At 53.7% G+C, this 24,224-nt stretch carries 14 protein-coding genes; 1 reads left to right on the top strand and 13 read right to left on the bottom strand.

The window, feature by feature from the left end:
- Positions 1-15: 15 nt before the first annotated feature.
- The 4 genes from WMO29_RS08550 to aroD all read right to left on the bottom strand — a co-directional run bounded on the left by WMO29_RS08550 (position 16) and on the right by aroD (position 12,888).
- Positions 16-7,602, bottom strand: coding sequence for a SpaA isopeptide-forming pilin-related protein (locus WMO29_RS08550; protein ID WP_349164505.1), 7,587 nt, complete (start codon positions 7,600-7,602; stop codon positions 16-18).
- 216 nt (positions 7,603-7,818) lie between these two features.
- The gene (locus WMO29_RS08545) at positions 7,819-10,170 is read right to left on the bottom strand and encodes a helix-turn-helix transcriptional regulator (protein WP_349164504.1); all 2,352 of its coding nucleotides are present in this window, start codon (positions 10,168-10,170) and stop codon (positions 7,819-7,821) included.
- Between the two features lie 77 nt (positions 10,171-10,247).
- The gene (locus WMO29_RS08540; protein ID WP_349164503.1) at positions 10,248-11,981 is read right to left on the bottom strand and encodes a S8 family peptidase; all 1,734 of its coding nucleotides are present in this window, start codon (positions 11,979-11,981) and stop codon (positions 10,248-10,250) included.
- Between the two features lie 145 nt (positions 11,982-12,126).
- Positions 12,127-12,888 (bottom strand): type I 3-dehydroquinate dehydratase, encoded by a 762-nt coding sequence (gene aroD / locus WMO29_RS08535; protein ID WP_349164502.1) that lies wholly within the window; start codon positions 12,886-12,888, stop codon positions 12,127-12,129.
- Between the two features lie 123 nt (positions 12,889-13,011).
- On the opposite strand from aroD, the gene WMO29_RS08530 reads away from it, so the two are divergent.
- The gene (locus WMO29_RS08530) at positions 13,012-13,716 is read left to right on the top strand and encodes a S1 RNA-binding domain-containing protein (protein WP_178039607.1); all 705 of its coding nucleotides are present in this window, start codon (positions 13,012-13,014) and stop codon (positions 13,714-13,716) included.
- A 74-nt stretch (positions 13,717-13,790) separates the two neighbouring features.
- On the opposite strand, the gene WMO29_RS08525 is transcribed toward WMO29_RS08530, so the two are convergent.
- From WMO29_RS08525 to WMO29_RS08485, 9 genes are all read right to left on the bottom strand, one after another.
- Positions 13,791-14,327 carry a DUF3592 domain-containing protein gene (locus WMO29_RS08525; protein ID WP_178039608.1) on the bottom strand — a complete coding sequence of 179 codons (537 nt, stop codon included), beginning with the start codon at positions 14,325-14,327 and terminating at the stop codon, positions 13,791-13,793.
- Between the two features lie 243 nt (positions 14,328-14,570).
- Positions 14,571-15,449, bottom strand: a complete 879-nt coding sequence (locus WMO29_RS08520; RefSeq protein WP_349164501.1) for a DUF3137 domain-containing protein — start codon at positions 15,447-15,449, stop codon at positions 14,571-14,573.
- A gap of 10 nt (positions 15,450-15,459) precedes the next feature.
- The gene (locus WMO29_RS08515; RefSeq protein WP_349164500.1) at positions 15,460-16,404 is read right to left on the bottom strand and encodes a hypothetical protein; all 945 of its coding nucleotides are present in this window, start codon (positions 16,402-16,404) and stop codon (positions 15,460-15,462) included.
- 15 nt (positions 16,405-16,419) lie between these two features.
- A complete protein-coding gene (locus tag WMO29_RS08510; protein ID WP_349164499.1) occupies positions 16,420-17,757 on the bottom strand; it encodes a hypothetical protein in 1,338 nt (445 codons plus the stop codon).
- Positions 17,758-17,775: 18 nt separating this feature from the next.
- Positions 17,776-18,543 (bottom strand): hypothetical protein, encoded by a 768-nt coding sequence (locus WMO29_RS08505; RefSeq protein ID WP_349164498.1) that lies wholly within the window; start codon positions 18,541-18,543, stop codon positions 17,776-17,778.
- 12 nt (positions 18,544-18,555) lie between these two features.
- Positions 18,556-19,482 (bottom strand): hypothetical protein, encoded by a 927-nt coding sequence (locus tag WMO29_RS08500; protein ID WP_349164497.1) that lies wholly within the window; start codon positions 19,480-19,482, stop codon positions 18,556-18,558.
- A 28-nt stretch (positions 19,483-19,510) separates the two neighbouring features.
- Entirely contained in the window at positions 19,511-19,750 is a 240-nt protein-coding gene (locus WMO29_RS08495) for a DUF2442 domain-containing protein (protein ID WP_178039614.1), read from the bottom strand.
- 85 nt (positions 19,751-19,835) lie between these two features.
- The gene (locus WMO29_RS08490; protein WP_349164496.1) at positions 19,836-22,316 is read right to left on the bottom strand and encodes a helix-turn-helix transcriptional regulator; all 2,481 of its coding nucleotides are present in this window, start codon (positions 22,314-22,316) and stop codon (positions 19,836-19,838) included.
- Between the two features lie 182 nt (positions 22,317-22,498).
- Positions 22,499-24,031: a sodium/proline symporter gene (locus WMO29_RS08485; RefSeq protein WP_349164495.1), complete on the bottom strand. Its 1,533-nt coding sequence runs from the start codon at positions 24,029-24,031 to the stop codon at positions 22,499-22,501.
- Between the last annotated feature and the right edge of the window lie 193 nt (positions 24,032-24,224).

The following is a 24,224-nucleotide window of genomic DNA, read 5'->3' as shown; positions in this document are numbered from 1 at the left end:
ACAAAAGATAAAAAGTCAATCCCTGTTTTTCATTTGGCGTTTTCTCTCCCGTACTTCCATAAGGATTCTGCCCGCTGCCAGAAAGCTTACAAGCAGCAGAAACAGATAGATTTCCACCGGCGTCTCATCCCCGGTCGGCGCAGCCTGGGCACTGGTCAGCGCGCCTGGACCTCCTGCATGTTCTTCCGGTTTTCTCATATTCTGAATCGTCAGGCTTAATTTTATCAGTTCTGTATTTTCCCCGGCGTAAGTAAGGGTAAACGGCTGCTTCTCCTCTGAAAGCAGATACCCATCCGGAGCTGTGATCTCCTTCACATAATAGCAGCCAAAGGGCAGATCTGCTGCGAAAACAAGGGTGCCGTCCGCGTCTGTAACGCCTGTTTCCAGAAGCGTGTCCGCCGTGAGGAGACAGGTGCCATCCGCCCGATTGACGGGTTCTGCCGTATACAGGCCGATTTCTGCTCCCGCCAGGGCTTTACCGTCGGCGGCATCTGTCTTATGCACGGTCACTTCACTCCTCTGACGGGGATTGAGCCAGCGGACGCTTCCCTGCCGCGCATCTACCGTACTGGTGTAGCCGTCCCGGTAGGCAAGGGTGAAGAGAATCGGCTTTTCATCGCGCACATAGCCTTCCGCTGTCTTCAGTTCCCGAATCTCATACTGGCCCAGATAAAGTTCTTTGAACTCCAGTATGCCACTCTTATCTGTAACGCCCCGGGCCTCCTGCTTTTCAGAGCGTACACCCGTCAGCACCTGCTCACCTTTCCGAAAGCAAATTCCCGTGACGCCGTCCGGATGTTCAATGTCCTCCGCCGCATAGACTGCGAATTCCACCTGACCCAGACCCTTTTCCCGGTATCCAAAGGTCGAACGCAGCCACTGGCCCACATGCTGTGCCGGTGTCCAGCTTTCCAGAATTTCTCCGTCCTTTTGCAGATGCACATCGCCGGTTACAAAGGGATTTTCCAGGACAATGCAGCCCGTCTCCGGCACTGAGGCCGGGTTCAGATGGCCGCCCTCTGTCACACTGCCCGGCGCGTCTGGAATTCGAAACTCCACTTTTGCTCCCTCCGGCTCCCGCAGTTCCACATTGCCGCTCTCTGTATAGCTCTCTGTAAATTTCACCAGATAGCCCTCCCGCGGCAGCTTTTCTGTGATGGTGTAACACTTATCCACAGAGAGCCCCCGGATGGTATACCCGTTATCCACTCTGGTCATCCAGGTTTCCACAGGCTCTCCCTTCTCATCCGTAATCTCCAGGCAGGCGTCCGCCAGTTCGTTATGGGTCAGATCGTCCTGCAGGCGGATCGTGAGCTTCGTCGGGGCATTTTCCACAAAATCACTGAAATTCAGGTAATGAACGGAATCATCCTCCCTGTCCTTCGCCACGTCATAAAGAATCTCCTTCGTGCTGCTGTAGTAGCCGTCCGGCGCTTTCGTCTCCCGGATGCGGTAGAGACCGATGGGAACATCTGTCACAAAGCGCGCCAGCCCGTCCGCTCCGGACAGGGCCGTCTCCACCTCCGTTCCTTCCCGGTAAATCAGCTCACCAAAAATATTGCGGACGTCCTCTGCCGCGTATAGGGTAAAGGCGGCGCCGGATACCGGAATCCGTTCTTCTCCGTCCACACCGTATTTTTCTGCCAGCATGCCGATCCGGCGGGGAGCATCCGGATCTTTATCTGGATCCTTATCCGGATCTTCACCCGGTTTTTCGATCTCCTGTTTCGGATTCTCAAACCGTACGGAAATGATGTCTCCCAGATCCACCGTCTGCGTACACATTCCCGGATCCCGATAATAGCCAGCCGGAGCCTTCACCTCCACGACACGGTAGCTTCCCGCCGGAAGTCCGGTTACCTGCACCTTGCCATCCTGCCCGGTCCGCAGCACAAGCGCTGCCTCCGTACCATCCGGCAGCATGCGTTCTGCTTTCACCAGCTCGCCCTTTCCTTCCGGCACATCTATGGTAAAATACTGCATGGCTCCGGTTTTCTTCTGTTCCGCATACTGTTCCAGCACCAATGCGTCTTTTTCAAAAAGTACCCCCTCCTGGCTGTCCGGATAGCCGATTTGTTCCTTCGCCTGAAGCACATATTCCGCTCCCGGAAGTCCCATAATCTCATATATCGGGGTCTCAATCCGGTTACCATTTTCATCGGTTTCTTTTTCCGTTCCCACCGGAACCGGTCCCTCCTTCGTAATTTCCAGAACACCGGCTTCCGGCTTCATGAACAGGCTCACCACCTGGAGCTTTCCCGTATCCAGTACGGTAAAGGCCACATCCTTTTTCCCGTTATTCGAAGCATACTGCTTGGACAACTCCAGGCTGTCTGTCTTGTCCGTTACATAGCCGTCCTTCAGCAGGAATCCTTCTTCATAGCCCGACGGAGTTACCAGTTCCCTTACCCGGTAGGTTTTTCCCCGCTCCAGCTTCCGGATAATCGGATTGTTTTTTGAAACAGTCGTGAATGTTTCCACAACGGACTCATTTTCGTCCAAAAGCTGCAGAGTTGCGCCGGTCAGCTCGTTTTCCGTAAACCAGTCCATCAGGTTAATCTGTACGCGGATCGGGGCATTTTTTACCACGCCCTTCAGGCTGATGGTTTCCCGCTGATCCGCCCGGTAGGAAGCGTCCACATTGACGCGCATGGAGCTGCCTGCGTATCCTGCCGGGGCATGAAGCTCTTTCACGTAATATCTGCCCAGTGGCAAATCTACGGCAAAGACCGCGCGTTCTACCTTTCCTTCCGCGTTCAGCGCCGTGGCCGCCTGACCCAGCAGGGTATCCTTTTTCACCAGGATTTTTCCCCTGTAATCGGCAATATTCTCCGCCGCGTATAGTCCAAATGCTGCTCCGGCCAGCACCCTCCCGGTCTCGGCGTCCTGTTTCTCTATGGCAAGCCGCACCTGCTGCCGGGGATTCTGATACATCGTATCCCGGTAAATGACCGGCACCTCCTGGCCCGCCCAGGTAATCTCAATACTGCGGGGCTTCGCGTTTTCCGTACTCAGGGCAAAACCTGCGCCCGCCTTCACCTGCGTCACCGTGTAGCTTCCAAGCGGAAGCCCCCACGGAATATCGGTTCCTTCCAGATCCTTCTGTCCGGTCCAGGTCTGGCCTTTTGCATCGGTCACAAGGGTCATGAGCAGTTCTCCGGCTTCGTATAGCTTCTCTTTGTTTACTCCCTCCTGCGTATAGATATCTGCTGCCGCGCGGATTTCAAATTCCGCGCCCGCCACCGGCTGAGCCTCATAGGTAAACTGATATCCTGTTTCCGTCTTTTGTGCTCCTTTCAGCTGTTCCCCCTCCGCGTACACACTGATTTTACCCACTGCCGGGGTGTTTTTCTGGCGCACCTTCACTACGAAAGCCTTTGCTTCGCTGTCATAAACTGCCTCTCCCGAGGAAATGATGAATTTCACAGAGCCTTCCGGCGTCGGCCTCCATTTTCCATCGGCCTCCGTTTCGTAAAAGGTTCCGTTTCCACTTTCGAAAATACTCTTTTTGGCAATGACGCCCTCATGCCCCTGCAGGATATATCCGTCTGGGGCGGACACTTCCTCCAGCTCATAGATACCGGTCGGAAGCGCTGTGGGCGTATCCACATAGCAGGTTCCATCCTTCTTCACCTGCCGGGTCGTATACGGCTTTGTATAGGTTCCAAGCTGCGCACCCTGGCTGTACTGCACTACCAGATCGCCATACTGCTCCTGATAGGCCTTCTTCTGGGCCGAGCTCCATTCCGTTGTGTAATAAGAGAACCATTTTCCCTCCGTATCATGGATCACGTAGGACGCACCCGGCTTTTGCACCGGCTTTCCCGTGACACTGTCGTATTTTTCTATCCGTACCAGGGCATTGACCGGACGGTCCTGAAGAATCACCAGATCCGAAAGCTTCCGTCCCCGTCCGTCTCCCTCGACCGTTCCGTCCCGATCGTCACCCGCTATCTGCACCACAAAGGGCCGGGTAGCAATCCGGTTCTTCGGAACTGTTGTCTCCACAATCAGATAACGGCCATAGGCCAGGGACGGCGTCGTCACCATACCGCGACTGTCGCTGAACAGCTCGCCTGTCAGATACTCGTTCGGGCTCTCTGCCTCATAGACATATCCCTCTCCATAGTCCAGTTTCTTAACCAGCTTTCCAGCCTTCACTTCCGCACTGTCCGCCTCCGCGAAGACCTGTGCCGGGCAAAAAGCGCGCACGGCACGGTAATCCAATGTCTGCCCGTCCCGAAAATCATCTATGACTGCCTGCACCACCTCCACGTCGGAAAGATCCGCATATCTTCCATCTGCGAATTCTGACAGGGCATAAATGGAAAATCCGGCTCCCTCCAGAGGATCCAACCGGTCGGTCCGATCCGTTCCTGCCACCTTGTAGAAGGTCAGCCGCTGCTTTTTCACCTGCTCATAGACTTTGAAATCCCTGATTTCCACCTCTGGTACTTCCTCGCCCTGCCACTCCAGGGTAAATTCCGCTTTCTCCGGATTGACCAGGTAGCCCTCGCCTGCTTCCTGCTCCTGCAGATAATAGCAGCCAAGCTCCAAATTTTCGATGCAGATCTGACAGCCCGTCCCAATCTCTATCGTGTCCCTTCCGGACGGATCCTGCCGATAGTACCGCACACCGTCCCGGCTTCCGGTAAAGCGCAGTCGAATCTCCTCATCCTTTCGGTACAGAGCACCTGTGGCGCCGTCCTGATGGATCAAATCCGCCGCTGCGAACAGCTTGTAGGCTGCACCGGTCAGACTGGCTTCGCCCTGGGAAACGCGCTCCTTTCCCTCCGCGTCGTTTTTCGTAAACCGGATTTTTCCCCTGACCCGTTGATTTTCAAAGGTTCCGCTGTCCCCATTGGTCAGCGAAATCGTCTCTCGGTTTCTCGCCGCATCCGGCGAAATCACCAGGTCATAGACATTTTTTTCGTTCTCCCCCTTCCAGTCTCCGTAATAGCCTTCCGGCGCCTGCGTCTCGATAACCCGGAATTTACCCTGATTATCCGGCGCGTAGTACAGCCAGGCCGGGCTTATGTATATCCCTTTCTGGTTTTCCGTAAGCTTCATGCCTTCCGAACCGCCGTTCAACGTCCCTGTCTCGTAAGTCTGGCCTGTTCCTTCTGTGGTTCCCTTATAGGGCAGATATTTTCCGGCTCGCCGGCTCCACATAAAGACAGAAAACTCCGCGCCGCTCAAGGGATTGCCGGTCTCGCTGTCGGTCTTTTCCACCTGAACCTTTACCTTGAAGGGTTCATTGTACAACTGGGTATCTGTCACGTCTCCACCGGTCACCAGACTCTCCAGCTGCGTATAATAGCCTGGCGTCTGTTCCGTCACCTGATAGGAAACGAGTCTGCCTCTTTCGTCATATTTGATAAGCGGCTTCTCGCTTCCATCCGGCATGACGCGTCGATTAAAGCTGTAACGCCATCCCCGGCTTCCGTTAGTTCGTGTATTATTGACCTGCGTAGCCGTGGTCTGTCCCGGAAGTGTCCGCATCAGGCGTACAACCAGACTGTCTGCCCGGGAACCTGAAACAGTCCAGTTCTTCTTCCCCTGAAACTGCAAGGTTCCATACTTCAGCGTTGGTGTGACCACGCCTGCCTTTCGCGTCTGCTGATGATACATACCGCCTTCAATGGCGTAATCCAGCACTGCGCCTGCCTTCACCGGATCTGCCGAAATCTCCGGCTGTCCTACGCCTGTCTCATCCCTGTTGGTGGGATAGACAGCATCCGCCAGAAGATAACGGTACTTCTCCTTCAAACGCAGCTTCACGGTGCAGCGATAGGTCGTTCCCGCTTCATCCGGCACTTTCCAGGTAAGCTTTCCATTGGCCCGGTTAAGGGATGCCTGTCCGCCGTCAGCGCTCAGAATTTCCACCGGTTCCCAATATTTCGTCTCAATCTGATCCGTCAGCGTCTTCTGAACTGCCTTAACCTCTGACGCTTTTTTCTCAATATTTAAAAGTGTCTGGGCAAATGCGGAACCATTTCCTCCGTCAAAGGATAGGGTCTGCCAGAAATTGGCTGCATGATCGGCGCTTCCCGCTATTTCCTGCAGGAGTTTCGCACCTGACGCGTCTGCGGTCATGCCTATTGCCAGCGTAAACAGCTCCGTATTGGGCAGACTGCGAATCTGTGCTGCCTTCGCCCTCACATTTGCCAAATCCGTTTCACACTCGCCGTCCGAGATAAATATGACCTTGGTGTATACATTTTTCCGACGGCTGTCCGTGGCGTTTCGTGTTGTGATAATATCATACGCTTCCTGAAGGGACGAAAGATAATAGGTTCCGGAATAATTCTTCACCTCGCTGACCGCCCGCTTCACCTGCTCGTAATTGTCCGTCAACGGCGTATAATTATACAGTCCTTTATCCCGCTTATCGCCTGTGATTTTACTGTATTCATCCGCAAAACTCCAGAACGCCACCCGGGAACGCAGTCCGTCTCCGGTCACTTTCGCATTCTGGGCCGCAATCATATCCACCAGCTCCTGGATTCCCTTTTTTGCCATGGAAAGCCGATCATAGCAGCCATTTTCCAGTGTCGGCATGATTTTGGTTCCATTCTGGTTGTAATGGCGCTCCCAGAAATCAAAGCTGCCCGGCAGATTATAAAACCACACATTTTTTATGTAATCATACCCTGTAAAGTAATCTATCATGTGCAAATAAATACCACCCTTGTAATAATAATGGGCGGGATTGATGCATGGAGAATGATAACCCATGTAATTATACGCGCTTCCGTCTTCATGATTGTAATCGCTCAGCGCCATGGTTCTCGTTCTGTCCAGAATGATAATATAATCGGTGGGAATATTAGAATAATCTGAAGTATCTTTTTCTGTGATCGTCAGTTCCGCGTAACCATCCTCGATATTGGTCCAGCGGGCAGACTTTTCAAGTTCAATATCCGGCTCATTGTCTTTCCTTGTATGGGACTGATTTCCCTGGAAATCTCCGGGAATGCTGCTGTCTTCCCCGGACAGCTCCCCCTGCTCCTGACTTTCCAGTTCATAAATACGAACTTCCACGTCTGCATCCGGCATTTCAAAGGTCAGGATATCTTCTTCCTCTCCGGCCTCCAGTTCGCCATCCTCACAGGTGATTTCAGCTGCCCAGATATTCATTCCCGTGTTGGTCACACGGATCTTTACCTTGGTTCCTTCGTAAAGCTCGTCGCTGTCCGCCTCTGCCGACAGCGTTTCGGAAGGATTGCCGTTCGGATCCTCACAGCGGATCCGAAGTGTCCGGAGTCCTTTTTCAGACTCTCCGGGCTCCTCCGGTTCCTCCTGCTCTGTCGTTTCCGATACCCCGCTGTTTTCCGGCTGTTTGACGCTCTCTGCCGGATCTTCTGTATCCAAATCCGGCTCTTCTGTATCTGTCGCTTCTTCTGTCGGTTCTTCCAGCCGAACGGTCACTTCCGTCTCCCCGGCCTTTCCGGGACTCTCTGATACATCCGGTGTCTCCGATATTTCTGCCGCATAGCTTATGCTTCCTCCTCCAATCAGAGGACCCAAAGAAGACACTGACAGCGTCAATGCCAGCATCAGTGTCAGCAGTCGCTTCCCGGACCACTTTTTCCATTTCATTCCATGATCTGTCCTTTCTTTCTTTTCGTATCATCCTCCTTCGTAAGTAACCGTCGTCCAGCGTCCTCCGTTCTTCTACACCTGACTACCTGCCTTTCCTGCCGCTTTGTCTGCATGTTTTCTTCTTCGTGGAATCGTGAGGAGATGCTCCTCTGTGAATCAGTAAGAATCTCTGATACACGAAGAATACCAGATTCTGGAAAATAAGTCAAGTATCTAAATCATTTTTCTCTCTTTTGCCTCTGCGATAGCCGCTGTTTTATTTTTCACGCCTAATTTCCTGTAAGTTTCCCGACTGTGGTATTTCACTGTAGCTTCTGACAGCTTCATTTTTTCCGCAATGGCCGCTGAGGAAAGCCCCTCGGACTGATATCTCAAAATTTTTATCGCATTTTCACTCAGAATAATTTCATCTTCCTGTCTGCCGCCAAGATACCGCGGATAAAATTCCTTCATCTGTCCGCATTCTTCCAGCACCTGCTTACGGAATGAGCGATCCTTCCAGGTCGGTTCTCCTTCTTCAAGCATCGAAAGCAGAACGCTCCCTTCCCTGCTCAACAGTCTCACAAAATGATAGCTTTCTGCCTGACTGACGCATGCCTGCAGATTCTCCCGCCACTCCTCCTGTCCGGTTCGGTACTGCACCACTGCCAGAAGAAGATGCAACTCCATCAGAATGTAGGTCCGATTCATGGTTTCCGCGTAATAAAGCAGCTGCTGCAACAGACAATACGCTTCTTCATAACGCTTCTGTTGAATATACACGCGTGTCTTGGTCAGATAACGAAAACGTTCCAGGATACTGAATTCCAGCGTCTCGTCAGGCGCCTGCTCCATCCAGGACGCCCCGTCATTTCCCTGATAAAGGGAAATCCGGCATAGAAAGGCATCGATATTTGTCAGTAAATTCGGCGCTTCCTTTTCCGCGCGCGTCCGAAAGCCTGCAAGGGATGCCGCTGCCCCTTCCGCATTATTTTTCAGCACCGACAACCAGGCCAGTGTCCCAATGCCCACGAATACCTGATCCAGTTTTCCGCCGCTTTCGGCCTCCATTTTTCCTTTTTCCGCCTGAGAAAATATCTCAAAGGTGTCCTCGCCTTTTTCCAGAAAACTCTCTGCCAGTATCAGTGACACCAAGCCTTTACCATATTTTCCCAGAATAAATTCAACGGGCTTTCCGATACTCACCACCATTTCCCGTTCTTTTCTGCTCCATTCGCAGAAATCCTTCCCGCCATTCATCATGGAAGGCAGATTACTGGTCACAGACAGATCCGGGAGCGTACTTCTCCACTCACGCAGAAACAGATCCGCATTTTTAATTAAATCAATCATATCCATGCTTCCCCGATGGGGCAGCGCAATTTTCAGATATATCAGCCGGCTTCTGGCTTCCCTTCGCTGGCCGCCTGTGTGCGTATCTGCATACTGCTCCAATGCCTGATACCATCGCTCGCTCTCCTCGATGTTCATAAGCATGGAGTGCAACAGACTCATCCCCGCCATCAGCGCAGGACTCTCCTCTATGATTTGTTCCGGCAGTTCCAGATAATAGCGGCGCAGTTCATAATACCACCCGCTGGACGGATTTTTATTTGCATTGGAAATCAGAAGTCGCGAAATGCTCTCCATATCCCGGCACTCCTCATACATGGACAGCGCTTCCGGTATCTGATTCTCCAATTCATAGTATAATCCGGCAGTATAATAAAGCCGGCGGATTTGTTCCAGCGTTTTCCTTCTGCCCAGTCTCTGACGCATGGATTTCCGCATGGGCCAGCGGCATTTCCAGACACCGTCCACTCCGGCTGTCTCAAAGAAATTGCCGGTTTCTTCTGCCTTGGCGATCACTTTCTCCACATCGCTTCGACCGGTCAGCATAGCCGCCAACCTGATTGTAAAGGTCTCCACGATGCAGATGTTCATAAAGAATTCCTGTAGCTCCACATCCCATTGCTCATATACATGGCTTTCCAGATAATCCCATTCACGTTTCTGGGTACGTTCCAGATCGCCCTTTTCCATGGCAAAGAAAAGCAACGAAAGCGGATTGCCGCCGCCCATTCTCCATGCCCTCTCATGGAGCTCGTCCGGAAGACAGATCCCGTACTGCTCCAGGTATGCACGCTGTTCTTCAATGGAAAAGAGAAAATCGGATTCTTCTATTTCCACAAAGATGTATTTGGTACGCAGGGTGAGCAGCCAACGGGGGAAGGGACAGCGCGCAATCAAAATCAGCCAGACATCTTCCCGTCCCAACAATTCCTGAATCACCTTATAATAGGCCTCCCGTTCTTCCACGCCTGTCACACTCTGCAGGTCGTCAATAACGACCGTATGCTCCACGCCCTGCTCCCGGACCGCGATCTGACTGGCTTCCGTCTCTGCCGCACTGTAGTAAATGCATCGCTTCATATTCAGATTATGGATAATCAGTGATGTCTTTCCCACTCCGGTCACGCCATACAGATACAACGGCGTCCGAAACCGCCGGCCCGACCGAAGCTTCCGCACCGCTTTCTCCGGGCAGATGTATTTATCATCGGTGGTTTTGGTGTTCTTTGACATGGCAGATTCCTCCTTTCCCGCTATGATAGTATTATAACAGATGCCGCAGGCAGAGGACACTATTCGAAAGGATAGTTTTATATTTCGGGAAGACTTTGTTTTATGCAGAGGGCTCCCCACCCCACCTGCGGATTCGGATACTCCGAAAAGGCCGACAGGGACCGGGTGCCTTTCTTTAGGTAGGCAATGGCCTTTTCACCGTATAGGTAGGGGTCGTAGCCGTCTGTGATGCCCCACTCCATCAGAAGGGCGGACGCACCGGTGACGAAGGGGGTGGCGAAGGATGTGCCGGTGGCTTCGGCGTAGGTGCCACCGAGGGCGGTGGTGAGAACACGGACGCCCGGGGCAACGAGAATCGGTTTCTCACGAAGATCACGGGTGTTACCACGGCCGGAGAAATCGGCGTAAGTAAGGGTGCGGCTGTCATAAGCGCCGACGGCTGCGACACGGCGGGCGGTGGATGGAATCGTGAGGGTAGTGTCTGCAGATGGGTGTAAGAACCGGGTGCCGCCGTTCAGGGCGACAGCGCTGGGGAGCCACAGGTGATAGCGGCCATCGCGAATCTCGCCGGCGGACAGTTCAAGTGTCCAGATGCCAGTGTCCACGTAATCGCTCCGGGGCAGCAATTCCAGATAAATCTCCTGGGACTGGCTGTAGGGCGAAGGTTCCCCGTAATACAGCAGAATCTCTGTCTCCTCCAGCAAAAAGCGCTGAGCCCCCAGAACCTTCTGGATTGGTCCGGCTCTTCTCCCGCCCGGACTTATCAGTGTGATATCAACTTCATCCAGATAGGATTTCCAGATCTGGATATTGAAAGCGGTTTCGTATTCGCCCACAGCCAGCTCTATCATCTCCGACGTCTGTCGCCGCAGAACACCCGCAGTGTGCCCGGCTGCATACCCTTCATTTCCCGTACCGATACATATAACAGATTTCCAGACATTGGCGATGTCCGCAATATAGGTTTCCAGAAGGGATGTGCCGTCATGAGCTCCATAGGTATTGCCGATACTGATATTCACTGCCACGGGCAGGCGAAGCTCCAGTGCCTTTCGAATGCAGTAATCCAAGCCCTGCATCAGTTCCGTGGTCCTGGGGAAGCCGTCCTCCCGGGGCGTTCCCAGCTTCACGGCCAGGATCGGACTGCGGCTTGCGATTCCCCGGTAGCGTCCGCCGCTGGCCCGGCCATTGCCCGCCGCAATGCCGAGAACCCTGGTGCCATGGCCGCTTATGTCCCGGCTCGGCACCAGGGCGTAACGCTGCGCCTCCGTCTCTGCCGTCAACGCTTCATCGATCTCCTGAGCCGTATATTCCGTACCGATACGGTAGCCCTCCGGCGGTCTGCCTGGTATCGTCTGATCCCACAGCGCCACAATCCGCGTTGTACCATCCTCATTTCGAAAATCCGGGTGGGCGTAATCCACCCCCGAATCCAGCAGCGCCACCAGCACGCCCTCCCCGTACAGGCCATACTGCCCGCTTTGCACCGCTGTAATGCAGGAAGCTGTCTTTCCCTGATTTACAGAGAAAAACAGCCTCTTTGGTTTTTCGATATATTCTATTTCCGGAACGCCTGCCAGAAGCTCCACCAGATTTTCCGGCACAAGCAGCACTGCATATTCATTCAGAAGCTCCGTCACCGTAATGCCAGCCTGCTGAAGCTCATCCAGCGGCCCGGAATATTTCACAATCAGCTCCCAGGTTTTTTCCGCACTGTCGAAGCCTACGTCCAGATTTTCAGAGCGGGCGCGCTCCTGTGGGGTGGCGTCCAGGGCCAGGTTCAGTACATTTTCTATGGTGGGATTGTTCATTAAATCACCACATTTTCTATTTCTTATTCACAGATTATGCACGATCTATACCTGGCTCCCTATTTTGCCATCTATTATTTTAGAAAAAATTATCTTATGCTTTTCTAATTCCATCAAAAGTCAGAGCAGCAGATATAAAAGCCTCTCACTCCTGCTGCCGCAGCACCTCCAGCGCCATCTTAAGCTCCGGCACGCTCACCTGCCCCGGCGCGGAAGCTACGCCTGCACTTCCGAAGGTCATAACAGAGCCGAAGACTTCTCCTGCCAAACGGCTCACCGCTCCTTTTGCTCCCATGGACATGGTGACAACGGGCTGCTTTGCATACTGCTCCTTCATTTCCCAAGTGGCAGACAAAAGAGTCAGTACGTCGCCTGCGTCCCGGGGCATCGCAGCCAGCTTCAGCAGATCCGCGCCGCAGTCCTGCATCCGGGTCAGCCGCTCGATAATTTCCTCTTTTGCAGGCGTCTTTTCGAAATCATGGCTGGACGCAATGACTCTGATCCCTTTTTTTCTGGCCTCCTCACAGATATCCCGGAGCAGCGCCTCTCCCCGGAACAGTTCCACGTCAATCAGATCCGCCTGCCCGGACGCCAGCACAGTCCGCAGAAATTCCGCATAAGCTTCAGCGCCGATACTCTGCTCACCGCCTTCTTCTTTTGTGCGGAAAGTCACAAGAAGCGGAAGTTCACCCAGCTCTCCGCGCAGCCGCTCCAACATTTCTTCCAGTTTTTTCCTGTCAAATACCTCTTCATACCAGTCGGCGCGCCACTCCGCCAGATCCGGCTTCGCCGCTTTCAGTTCTGCCGTCCGCAGCGCAATCTCCTCTCTGGTGCGGCCCGTTATCGGAACGCAGATCTTCGGTCTTCCTTCTCCAAAAACAATCTTTCTTATTTTCACTCGATTCATCTATTTTTCTCCTGATTCCGTTTGCTTTTTGCACCATTTTACCATATAATAAAACTATTGGACAGCGGATTTCTCAGAAATCTGTCTGTAATCTGAATTTTATAGGAAATGAGGTATTGGGAAATGGAAGAAAAAACAACAATGGACGATTTCAAGGAAGAGCTGGAGGCTTCCTTCCAGGATACACAGGAGAATGATGTGGCTGACATCACAGATCCGGCGTGGCAGACTCTGGTACAGTATCTGGAGGACAAGACCGTTCTCACCGTAAAAATCGGCGGCATTGTCAAGTCCGGCGTAGTCGCTTACGTAGAAGGAATCCGCGGCTTTATCCCGGCTTCCAAGCTTTCTCTTGGCTATGTGGAGAACCTGGAGGACTGGCTGAATAAGAAGATCCAGGTACAGGTTATCACTGCAGATCCGGAGAACCAGAAGCTGGTTCTCTCCGCAAGAGAGCTGCTTCGCGAGAAGGCTGCCGAGGAGCGTCGGTCAAAGCTGGCCAGCGTACAGGTCGGTCTGGTAACGGAAGGAAAGGTCGAGAGCATCCAGCCCTACGGCGCATTCATCGATCTGGGCGACGGTCTCTCCGGACTGGTTCACGTATCCCAGATTTCTGAAAAGCGCATCAAGAGCCCGGATGTGGTGCTGAAGGTCGGCGACACCGTAAAGGTAAAGGTTATCGCTATCAAGGACGGCAAGCTGTCCCTGAGCATGAAGGCGCTGAACGAAACCGCTGCGGAAGATCTTCCGGAAGAAAAAATCGAAATCCCGAAGGCCGAGGAGCTGACCACCACCCTGGGAGACCTTTTCAAGAATATTAAGCTGTAAAAAACAGAAGCAAAAAGCGAAGGCATTTTGGATGCCTTCGCTTTTTGCTTCTATTTGATTCTGGATATTCGGTATCAGGAAATAGAGACCTGACCGGTGAAGGTCATAATGCCGAACCACAGCAGGAACACAGCAAAAACGAAGAAAAGGAATCCGCCGAAAACGGGCTTTCGAGGTCTGTCCTCCGTAATGCGGTCGGGCTGCTTGGGGTCATAATATCCCACCACCTGCCGCCCCAGCTCCCGCTTGCCGGACAACGTCTGACGGCTTGCGTAGCGGTAGGTCCTGCCATTTACAGTGTACTCATAGGTTGGAAGATAGACCGTCTCCCGACGCAGCCGATCACTGCCGTCCTCCTGGTGCTCCCACCTTTCATCGACCGATTCCTCGATCCATACCACCTTCATCATCGTGGTGCCCGTGTACCGCCGCACGTCATCCTTGTATCCCTTCCATGCGCCTTTCCGCTGGCGGACCCCGAGCCATGCCACCAGTACAGCCCCGAGAACAAAGCCGGTTCCCGCTGTAATATATCGCGTATATTCCACGGGCCATGCCACAAGCACTACCGCAAGAATGAAACCAATCACGATTACTTTCATATTCTTCATACGTCCTCCTTCCTGCCGCCATGGGCGGGGATTCCTACGACACCGACGGTTGGTTCCGCACGGCATCCACAAACAAAATAGTCAGTCCGATATAAGCGGCACATACCACTGCCAGCAGGACGCAGAGCATAACGCAGACGATTTGAACCGGTTTCCGCAAGTAACGGTGTGAGAGAACACTCCCCAACATCGATAGCAACAGCAACATAACAGCGAGCCAAAAAGGCATATGCCCCACCTCCCTTATACGCCGCGGAATACGTCGATCAAATCTGTGAACCAGCGCAGTTCACAGGCAAAGCGCCGGCGCAGCTGATCCGGCATCTCCCGACCCTTGCCGATATCAAAAAAACCGCGACCGCTGTGGACGGCAAGATACAGCCTGCCATCCGGATTGAGATTCACGGCAAATTTACCGAAGGAGGCATCTGCCAGTGCCAGGATCTGCTCGATGCAGCCGGGATTCAGGATGCAAAGGACCGCCTGCGCATCGCCGCTGCTCAGATTAAATCGTTTATCAAACATCTCATTGCCTGTCTTGATCGTTCGGGCGTTGAACAGCTTATCCATTTTGTCCCGCGGCCAGATGGTCAGCCATGTTTGAAATTCTTGTCCCAGTTCACACAGCATCCACTGGCCGGTGTAAACCACCTGCTCGTTCTTTTCCCACAGGCCGGTCTCCTCCCGTTGAAACTCGCTGACTTCCGTCAGCCTTACGGTACATAGTTCCGTGGTCAGGCCGCGATATGTTCCGCGGATATACCCACTGCCGCTGCAATGGGTGTGGCCGGGCAGGGGAATGTTCGTGTCCTCTGCGTCCAGAAGATGCGGCGCAGGGTTCATCTGCACGTTTTCAAGGGCAGCGCCCACGATGTCCGGCGCGATGGCGTCGAAGGTCTGCCGGCCTGCCTTGTCCTTGGACTTACCCTGCACCATCTGCCCCAGGCTTAGAACCACACCGCCGATGACAATCATCACAAGGTTGCCGCCCAGAATGATGCCCACCACGGCAATCACCACGCCCAGCAGCGAAAGAATTTTTCCGCCCAACTTGCTACCCTTACTCTTACGCAGCTCCTGCGCCATATGTTCATCCGTCATGTTCATGTCCCTTTCTTCCATATTCTTCTCCTTATTCTGTCGTGCCTGTCAGAGCGGGGCTTTCCGTTATCAGATCCAGCAGATTGCCCATACCGGTCAGCGAGGCGGTGAACCACTTTCGGATGCCGTCGATATCCCGCAGATCCAGCTCCTCCGGAACGCCCGCAAACACATACCGGGTGTTCAGGGCCAGCGTCAGATCGCCGTCACGGAGGATAAGACCGCACAGCTTGGAACTGTTGGAAGATGCCTCCAGCTTCTGCACCAGCTCACGAAGCTGCTGCGTCACCTGATCGTCCGCCGCCTTCCCGTCCGACCTGTGGGCAGAAAAATGCTTTCTAAACAAAACGGAATCGGTAATATCGTCCTTTTTCCGCTCCTGGAACATGTCGTTTACGGTCATATCCAGCGCCGGGTCACAGATGCCCTTGCAGCGTACCACGATGCCGCGGAACAGCGTCTCGGTTCGAGTCATCCAGTTGTCGTTGTCGGGGCCGGAGCGTTCTTCCACCGTGCGGCGCAGCTCCACGTTGGCAGCGGAAAACCGCAGCCCCTTGTGCTCGCCCTCGTGAAAGTCCGTCACGGTACACTCCGTAAAAGAGACCGCCGACAGCTTTGCTGCCTCCAGGTACGCCCAGTCGATGGGCAACGTGGCCGGATCCGGCTCCGGGCCGAAGGCTTTTGTCAGCTCTGCGCAGAAATAGCCGCCCAGTTCTTGCTGCATCAACGCTTTTTTCTTCGTTTGGGCGGGCTTTGCCACCAACAGGAACAGCGCCACACCAGTAAAGACCAGAATGGAGATCACCATGAGATTGCGATACACAAACATCATGATGCACCCGGTGATCACCAGAATAACGCCCAGCAATATGCCGATGCTCTCCATTCTCTGATAGCTTCCCAGCTTTTTTGACAGCTCCGCATCCGTCATGCGCCCTGCTCCCGGCGTGCCAAAGTCATTGCGTTTCATTCCCATAGCCGTTCCTCCCTTTTAGTAACACAGACTGAAGTACAGGCTGCGATAGGGCTCTACCGTGTCGATATCCATAAGGGCAGCTTCGGGCGAAATGCTGTCCAGCTGCATACGTTTGGCACTGTCTTTATAGTTGTCCGGCTGGGCCTCTGCGGCAAAAACGAGTCCGTCATAGTCCTCCGGAAGATAGACGGCGTAGCTCTTGGTCAGAACCTGCGCCCAGTCCCCCACGTTGTACTGCCAGTCGGTTGAATACGCGAATTCAATCAGGTAGCTGTTCCCCTGCCAGCTGACGGTGTGGAGATAATAGTTGTCCCCGCGTTGGCTGTTGCCGTAGGCCGTTGAGGTGGTGAGCCACATACCGGTATAGAAGTCATAGAGTTCACTGCTGGTAACAGTCGTATACTGCTGATCAAAGTAGGGAATGGAGCCTTCCGGAACATAACAGATGGCGTCAAAGTGCAGCTCGCGGATGCCGTCGTGGGTGTAATCGCCGTTCTTTATGATCTCCCAATAGCAGTCGTCGGTGTTGTAGCCGTCGCCAAGTCCCGCATAGCTGCAAACCCCATCTTTCAGCAGGAAGGTCCCCATCTCCACGGCGGCATTGATCGCAAGCCCGTTTCTTGTAAAGTACGGCTCCTTAGACTGGATACCCTCCACAGGCAGGAGCGTGCCGCCGTTTACGCTGTCGATGAGGTCGCCGCTGACGGTGCGGTCCAGCTGCAAGGTGTCGCCGCTGCCGTCGAAGTGGAGCGTCAAGCCATTTTCCTCCACCCACAGCGTGCCGTATTCGATAACATCATCCTGGTCGTTCACAAATTCCCATGTGGCGTCATCGCGGATGCGCAGCCAGAGATTCTCCCCCTGATACTCCCAAAGGCCCACATACTCGCTGAGATCATCGCCGCTTAAGTCACCGCCGCTGAGGGCAACGGTGGAGAGATCCTCCCGGAAGACATAGCGCTCCACCGGATCCCAGATCCAGATCAGCTCGGTGGCGTCGCCGTTTTCGTGGATAAAGCTTACCAGCACATCGCTTTCCTCATCGCCGTCGATATCCTCGAAGGAGATGGCGTTGAATGCCTGCTCCGCATCGGGAATATTCATGGGAAAAGACACGCTGTCAAAGAGAATCTGCTCCGGCAGATCCCGGTAGAAGGCCGCGCTGCTCTCACTCACCGTGACCAGCACGTCCACGCTCTCACCATCATGGGTAATGGTACCGCTGCCAGCCACCACGCCGGTGGTGCGCCAGTCATCTCCCACTACATCGTCAGAATTGCCACAGGCGGCAAGATTCAGGCAAATTACCATAGCCAGCACAGAGATAAAAATATGTTTCCATCGATTCTTCATGGTTTTCCCTCCTTTCCATCATTCCATCATGTAGTAAACGCCCTCATCGCCCCAGACCAGAGCATCCTCGTCAACCTCAAAGACCCGGTAAGAAACGCCGTCATACATGGTGGAGTCCGCATAATAGGTGCTCACCTCGTCCATGGAGTAGGTGAACACTCCGCAGTCCATTTCCGCAGGCTCAACGCCGGGAACGCGCTGGTAATAGCTCCAGTTTCCATTACCGTCAATGACGATATAGGTCTCAGACGAAAGATCGCCGTCATAGTACCAGATGCCCTTGAATTCCGAGACATTCCGCTGGCAGAGGTCGGAATCCCAGCTCCAATAGGAGTCCGGGTTTCCATCTGGACTGCCACCGTCCTCATACCAGAGGTACTCCATCCCATCGCCGTAGTTGAAGTAACCGTAAGCGGCGCTGTAGAGCTGGCCTTCCTCCATGGCAATGAGGCTGCCGGAATCATCCAGGTTGCTGTAGGCATAGATAGCCTCCCACTCCGGCTCATAGCGGAGGTAGCCTTCATCCACCACTTCCCCGCTGAGATAGAGGGTCCAGTTGCCCTCGGCGTCGATCTCCATGGAATCGTAGTCATTGTTCGCTTCGCCCAGCCAGATACCCTCGAAGCCGCTGAAGTCGTTGACGGTGTCCTCGGTAAGGTCGCCTCCCAGGCCCTCGTTGGGGTCGTCCTGCGGGGCGATTTGTCCCTCCGTATCACCGCAGGCTGTGCACAGCAGGAAAAGCAGTAACACCAGTCCTGCCAGAAGATATGGCTTTTTTCTCTTCATGTAACATCCTCCTTATTCTTCGTCGCTCAAATACAGCTGCGAAAAAATATTTTGATAGATCTCACCCATATCCGCCGCAGCATCGGGAGATACGCAGAATCCGTAAAGATAGGTGCAAACGTCGGTGTCCACGACAAATACGGTCCATTCCCGGGTGTCTTCGTTCTCACCGGCGGTATAGGTTACGATATAAACCGGATAGCTTAAGTTTTTGCTGTATTCCTCATTTTCTTCGACAGACAACAGCTCATAGGTATCCGCATCACTTAAAGACAGAGCACAGGTTGCCAGATAATCGCCCAGCTCCTGTACATCCGGAACAAAGCAGCTTTGCTCCGCCGTATTGACCACAAGGAGCTGCCCGTCCTCGGTGATGTCCTCATAACGGTAGGTGCCGTCATCATGGTTTTCGGAGAGCAGCTTCTGCATATTGGTAAAGGGCAGTGCGCCACCCATCAAAACCGGGATGTCGTCCTGTGCGATCACATCACCCCGGCCGTCGCCGGTCACCTGCGTAAAGGTACCAAGCTCAGCCACGTGCAGCGCGCCGACCTCGTCGAACCAACTGCGATAAGCCACGCCGTCATGCTCATTGTAGAAATAATCATAGTCATAGTCCGGCACGAACTGTATGAAGCCGCTGGCGGTCACCTCTTCGTCGGCATCGTACAGCGCAAAGCGTACCTCGTCGCCGGCTTCGCTGGTGGCGGAGATCAGTGTACCGCCGTCCTCGCCCGTCCACGCGCCTCCGTAGAGGTAGAGGTTCGCCATCTGCTCGGAGTCCTTGACAAGCCCCTCGAAGGAATCCGGAACGCCGTATAAATTGTAATCGCTGCCGTCATCGCCATAGTCTTCGTTACTCTCGCCGCAGGCGGCAAGACTCAGGCACAGCGCCAGCGCCAAAGCAAAAGACAGATATTTATTTAAGTGTTTCATCATTTTCTTCTCCTTTTTCAGATAAACGGAGTCAATGCTCCTGTTCCGCCATGGACAAGATCTCGTCATGGCTCAGTTCCACATCGCCGAAGCGGACAAAGATGCCGTTGGTCACAGCGCTGTTCCACACCCGCGCATCTGTCAGCGGGCGAAACCGGATCTTGTCCAGATATGGCTTCATGTCCAATAAAAGCCGGCTTCCGGACACAAAATCTACCTGCAAAACATGGTTGGGCAGCGGCGTGACGGCTGTGAGATACCTTCGGTCCAAGTGCGTACCCTCCTTTCCGCAAAAATAAAAATCCACCGTACAAATATTGTACGGTGGATCCTATGGGATAACCATTAACCAAAGGTTATGTCTTTTGTCCAAATAGCTCGGCTAGCCGTTTCCGCTTGGTTCGGGTGTCGCCCTCGATATGAAGCTTGGAATAGATCTGATTCACATACTGCTTGACACTGCCCTCGGAGAGATAGAGCTTTTCCGCGATCTCTCGGTTGGAAAGGCGTTGTGCCATCAGCTCCACGATCTCAAATTCCCGCATCGTCAGCGCGTCAAAGACTGCCGGACGGGCGCTTGCCGCGTTTCGCGCCCCTGCCCCTTCGCCAAGCTCGGTGATCTTTGCGAGCAGTTCCGTTTTGATCTCCCGCACCAGCAGGGGCTTCAAATGCTCATAATTTTCCACGAACGGCATCACAAGTTCGTCCGGCGCGGCATCAGAAAGCGCCTTTCTTAACCATATGTGGGCTTCCTCGCTCTTGCCCAGCTGCTCATAGGCTGCCGCCGTCTGGATACGGATATGCAACGCTACCAATGCGTAGTGCATCGCCTCGCAGACGGCCAGCAGTTCTGTGCTGCGTCCCACTACCTTGGCATAGGCGCCTTGGGCAAGATACACCTGATTTTCGATCATTTCCATCATGGGCTTGCCCGGCGCAAGCATGTTGATATCAGAAAGGCGGTGCTGCGAAAAAATCTCCGGAATTTTGTCCACTTTACCCTGCAGCGCATGGTAGTAAGCACTGGTGGCACTCCAAAGGTTGATCCACGAGGCGTCGTGATAGCGCAGCAGATCCGCATATCGCTCCTCAAAGGTATAGCGCTGTTCTACATCGGTGTACAGCGAGAGCCGCCGCGAAAGAAAATCACAGCAGAGTTCCATGTTAATCTGTCCGTTGTCCTTGACCTGTGCGTAGGCACGTTCCACTTCGATATGTGCATCGGTAAAGCGGCTCTGACAGAACAGTGCCTCTGCGCGCATGATGGTTTCCGCGCCCTGCCCATGGTGATTGGTGACCTGATAGTAATGGGGCATACATTCGTCCATTTCGGCAAGCTCGCTTTCCATCGCTCCCGGCGCGCGGTAGAACATCATCAGAACAGACGGCGATCCGAAGGTCCAGCCGCCGCTCGATTGGATGCTGATGGCGGGGCGGGACATCCGGGCGCTGGCGCTGCGGTGCAGGCGGCTCATGGCACTGATGTCGTTGTAGCAGAGAAAGCTCAGAATGAGGTCGCATTCCCCCAGCAGGTTGCCGCGCTCTTCTTCGGACAGCTCCGGATGCTCCTCGATGGCCGTCAGCAGCAGCGCTTTCAGCTCCAACATTTTCGGGACTTTCCGCCAGGTGAACATCCGGCGCATCAGCACCAGAATAGCAAAGGGGGATGCTTTCAGCGTTTCTGCAGGGCATTTATCCAGCGCGTTCAACACATCCTCCGGCTTCAGCGACGCCAGCAGGATGCCCGCATCGCTGCGAATGACCCGCAGCAGCGCATCGTAATTCTCACTCTTCCGGTAGGCGGCAATGGCGTGGAGATACTGTCGGTGCTGCTCGTACCACAGGCCGAAGCGCTCCCAATAGAGCCGCTGCGTTTCCGCCGGCATCGCCAGAAAGCTGCGCTCGGCACACTCCTTCATCATGTGATGGAAGCGGTAAGTCGCGCCGTCCGGCAGGCGTGTGACAAAGGCGTTCTGCTCCGTCAGCGCAGAAAGAATTTGCCCGGCGTCCGCGTTGCCTGTGACGTACTGCGCCATTTGGACGGTGAATTCATCGGCAAGCCCCATGACCGCCAGAAACTCCCGCTGCTGTTCCGGCAACGGATCGATCATAGCGGCAGTAAAGGTGGCGTAGATGTCAGAATGACGGCTGGGCAGCACGCCGCGTTCAAAGAGCGTCCGCAGATTCAGATAAACGGCGGAGAACCAGCCCTCGCTGGAGTAGAGAAGACTCTCCACCTGCGCGTCGGAAAGCTCCGTTCCGCAGCGGTGGGCATAGATGGCCAGTTCCGTATGGTTGAGGCGCAGCTGCTCCGTGCCAATCTGATACACCTTGGCCCCCAGCCGCACTGCCTCCGCGGCAGGCAAAAAACGGTCCCGGCTGGCAACAATCAGATGCACGTTTGCAGGCAGCCGGTTTGCCAGCATACAAAGGAACAGCGAGGCGCGCTTGTCGGTCAGCAGATGGAAATCATCAATAAAAAGATAGCAGGTCGTCTCATCTGCCAGCGAATGGCAGAGATCGTCCACCAGCAGTCCGCCGCCTGCGGCGTCCGTAGGACAGGGATAGTTACACAGAACATCAAAACCGGCCCGGGCAAACGCCTCCTGCACGCTTTTCCAGAAGATCGCGAGATTGTCAGAGTACACACTGATGCGGATAATTTTCAGGGTTTCCGACTTGGCACGCTCACCCAGATACCAGTTTACTGCCGTGGTCTTTCCGTAGCCCATGGGGGCGACCACGGTGGTCATGGCGCAACGGGAGATGGGCCGCAGACTCTCCTGCAGCCTTTCTGATATGTAAATGGTATTTAAATTCCATTTCGGTTTTGGCATAATGCGTATCTCCTTCTGCTGTGAATTACAACGACTGCCTTCTGCGCAATGCTGTATTCCCCTGTCACGTTCTTATTTTAATTATACCATGAGAATATGAACACGAAAAGATCTGTCCTGCTTTTGCACTACCCACGGGCACAAAAAAACGGCGTGACCTTCACAGTCACACCGTTCATTTCTTATCTTCCTACGGAATCAAATTCCTCACAGATCTCCTTGGAGGGAGCCGCTGTCAGCAGAGAAACAATGACAATTGCCAGCGCGGATACGATGAACGCCGGAAGCAGCTCGTAGATGTTCCAGATACCGCCCATGGGACGAACCAGATACTTCCATACGAATACCATCACACCGCCTGCGATCATACCGGCCAGAGCGCCCTGCATATTGGTACGCTTCCAGAACAGCGCGAAGAGAACCAGCGGTCCGAAGGCTGCGCCGAAGCCTGCCCATGCAAAGGATACGATATAGAATACGGAGCTGTCCGGATTCCATGCCAGGAAAATCGCTACAGCAGCAATGCCAATTACGGTCAGACGCGCTGCCATCATGGAAGCCTTTGCGCTCATCTTAATCTTCAGGAAATCCTGCAGTAGGTTCTGGGATACGCCGGAAGCCGCCGTCAGAAGCTGAGAGTCTGCCGTAGACATGGTGCAGGCCAGGATACCGGCCAGAACCACGCCTGCAACCAGGGAAAGCAGGAAATTATGCTGTCCCAGCAGATGGGCGAAACGGATAATGACGGTCTCGGACTCCGCGCTGGTCGCAAAGGTCGGAATCGCGCCCTGTACGGAAGCCGCGCAGCCAATCACACCGATCAGGATAGCCACTGCCATGGAAATTACAACCCAGATGCTGGCAATCCGGCGGGAAAGCGTCAGCTTATTCTCGTCTTCGATGGCCATAAAACGAAGCAGGATATGAGGCATTCCGAAATACCCCAGTCCCCACGCCATGGTAGATACAATCGTCAGCAGACTGTAGGGGCTAGCCGTATTGGTGGCGCCATCATGCATCTGCGCCATGGAAAGATATCCGGCCAGTGAGTTCGCATTTGCCATAACCGCGTCCCAGCCGCCTGCCAGATGGATTCCGTAAAATACGATAACCACCAGAGAAATACTCATAACAATACTCTGAATCAGGTCTGTGGTGGATACGGCCATAAAACCGCCCATGACGGTGTAACCTACGATTACTACCGCTCCGACAATCATCGCCACATGATACTCGACTCCGAAGAGACTGGAGAACAGTGTTCCGATCGCCTTAAAGCCAGACGCCGTATAGGGAATAAAGAAAATCAGAATTACAATCGCCGCGATACACATCAGAATGTTTTTCTCGTCCCGGAAACGTCTGGAAAAGAAATCCGGAATGGTAATCGCGTTGCATTTTACAGAATAGCGGCGCAGACGCTTCGCCACAATCAGCCAGTTCAGATAGGTTCCCAGACCCAGGCCGATAGCGGTCCAACCAGCGTCAGAGATGCCGGTCAGATAAGCGACGCCCGGCAATCCCATCAGGAGCCAGCTGCTCATATCGGAAGCCTCCGCGCTCATCGCCGTTACCAGCGGTCCTAATTTTCGTCCGCCCAGATAAAATTCATCTGCCGAATCGCCGCTGCCCTTTTTACTGAAATAGAATCCCACGTACACCATTGCGACCAGATAAATCACAATCGCCGCGAGAATTCCCACCTGTCCTGCCATAGTTACATCCTCCTCATTTATCTTTCGATCGCGGAAAACAGCTTCTTCTGCCCCGCACATGGGGCTTATTATAGCACAGAGAAAAATAGACTACAATACAGAATAATGTATAGAATGAATACTGTACTTTTATTTCTAAAAATACATATTTTTATTGATTTAATCGCATTTTATAACTAGACGATATTTTATA

Source organism: Laedolimicola intestinihominis (genome assembly GCF_040096155.1).
In the GTDB taxonomy this organism is placed as follows: Bacteria; Bacillota; Clostridia; order Lachnospirales; family Lachnospiraceae; genus Laedolimicola; species Laedolimicola intestinihominis.
This window is presented reverse-complemented; position numbering and strand designations above follow the sequence as displayed.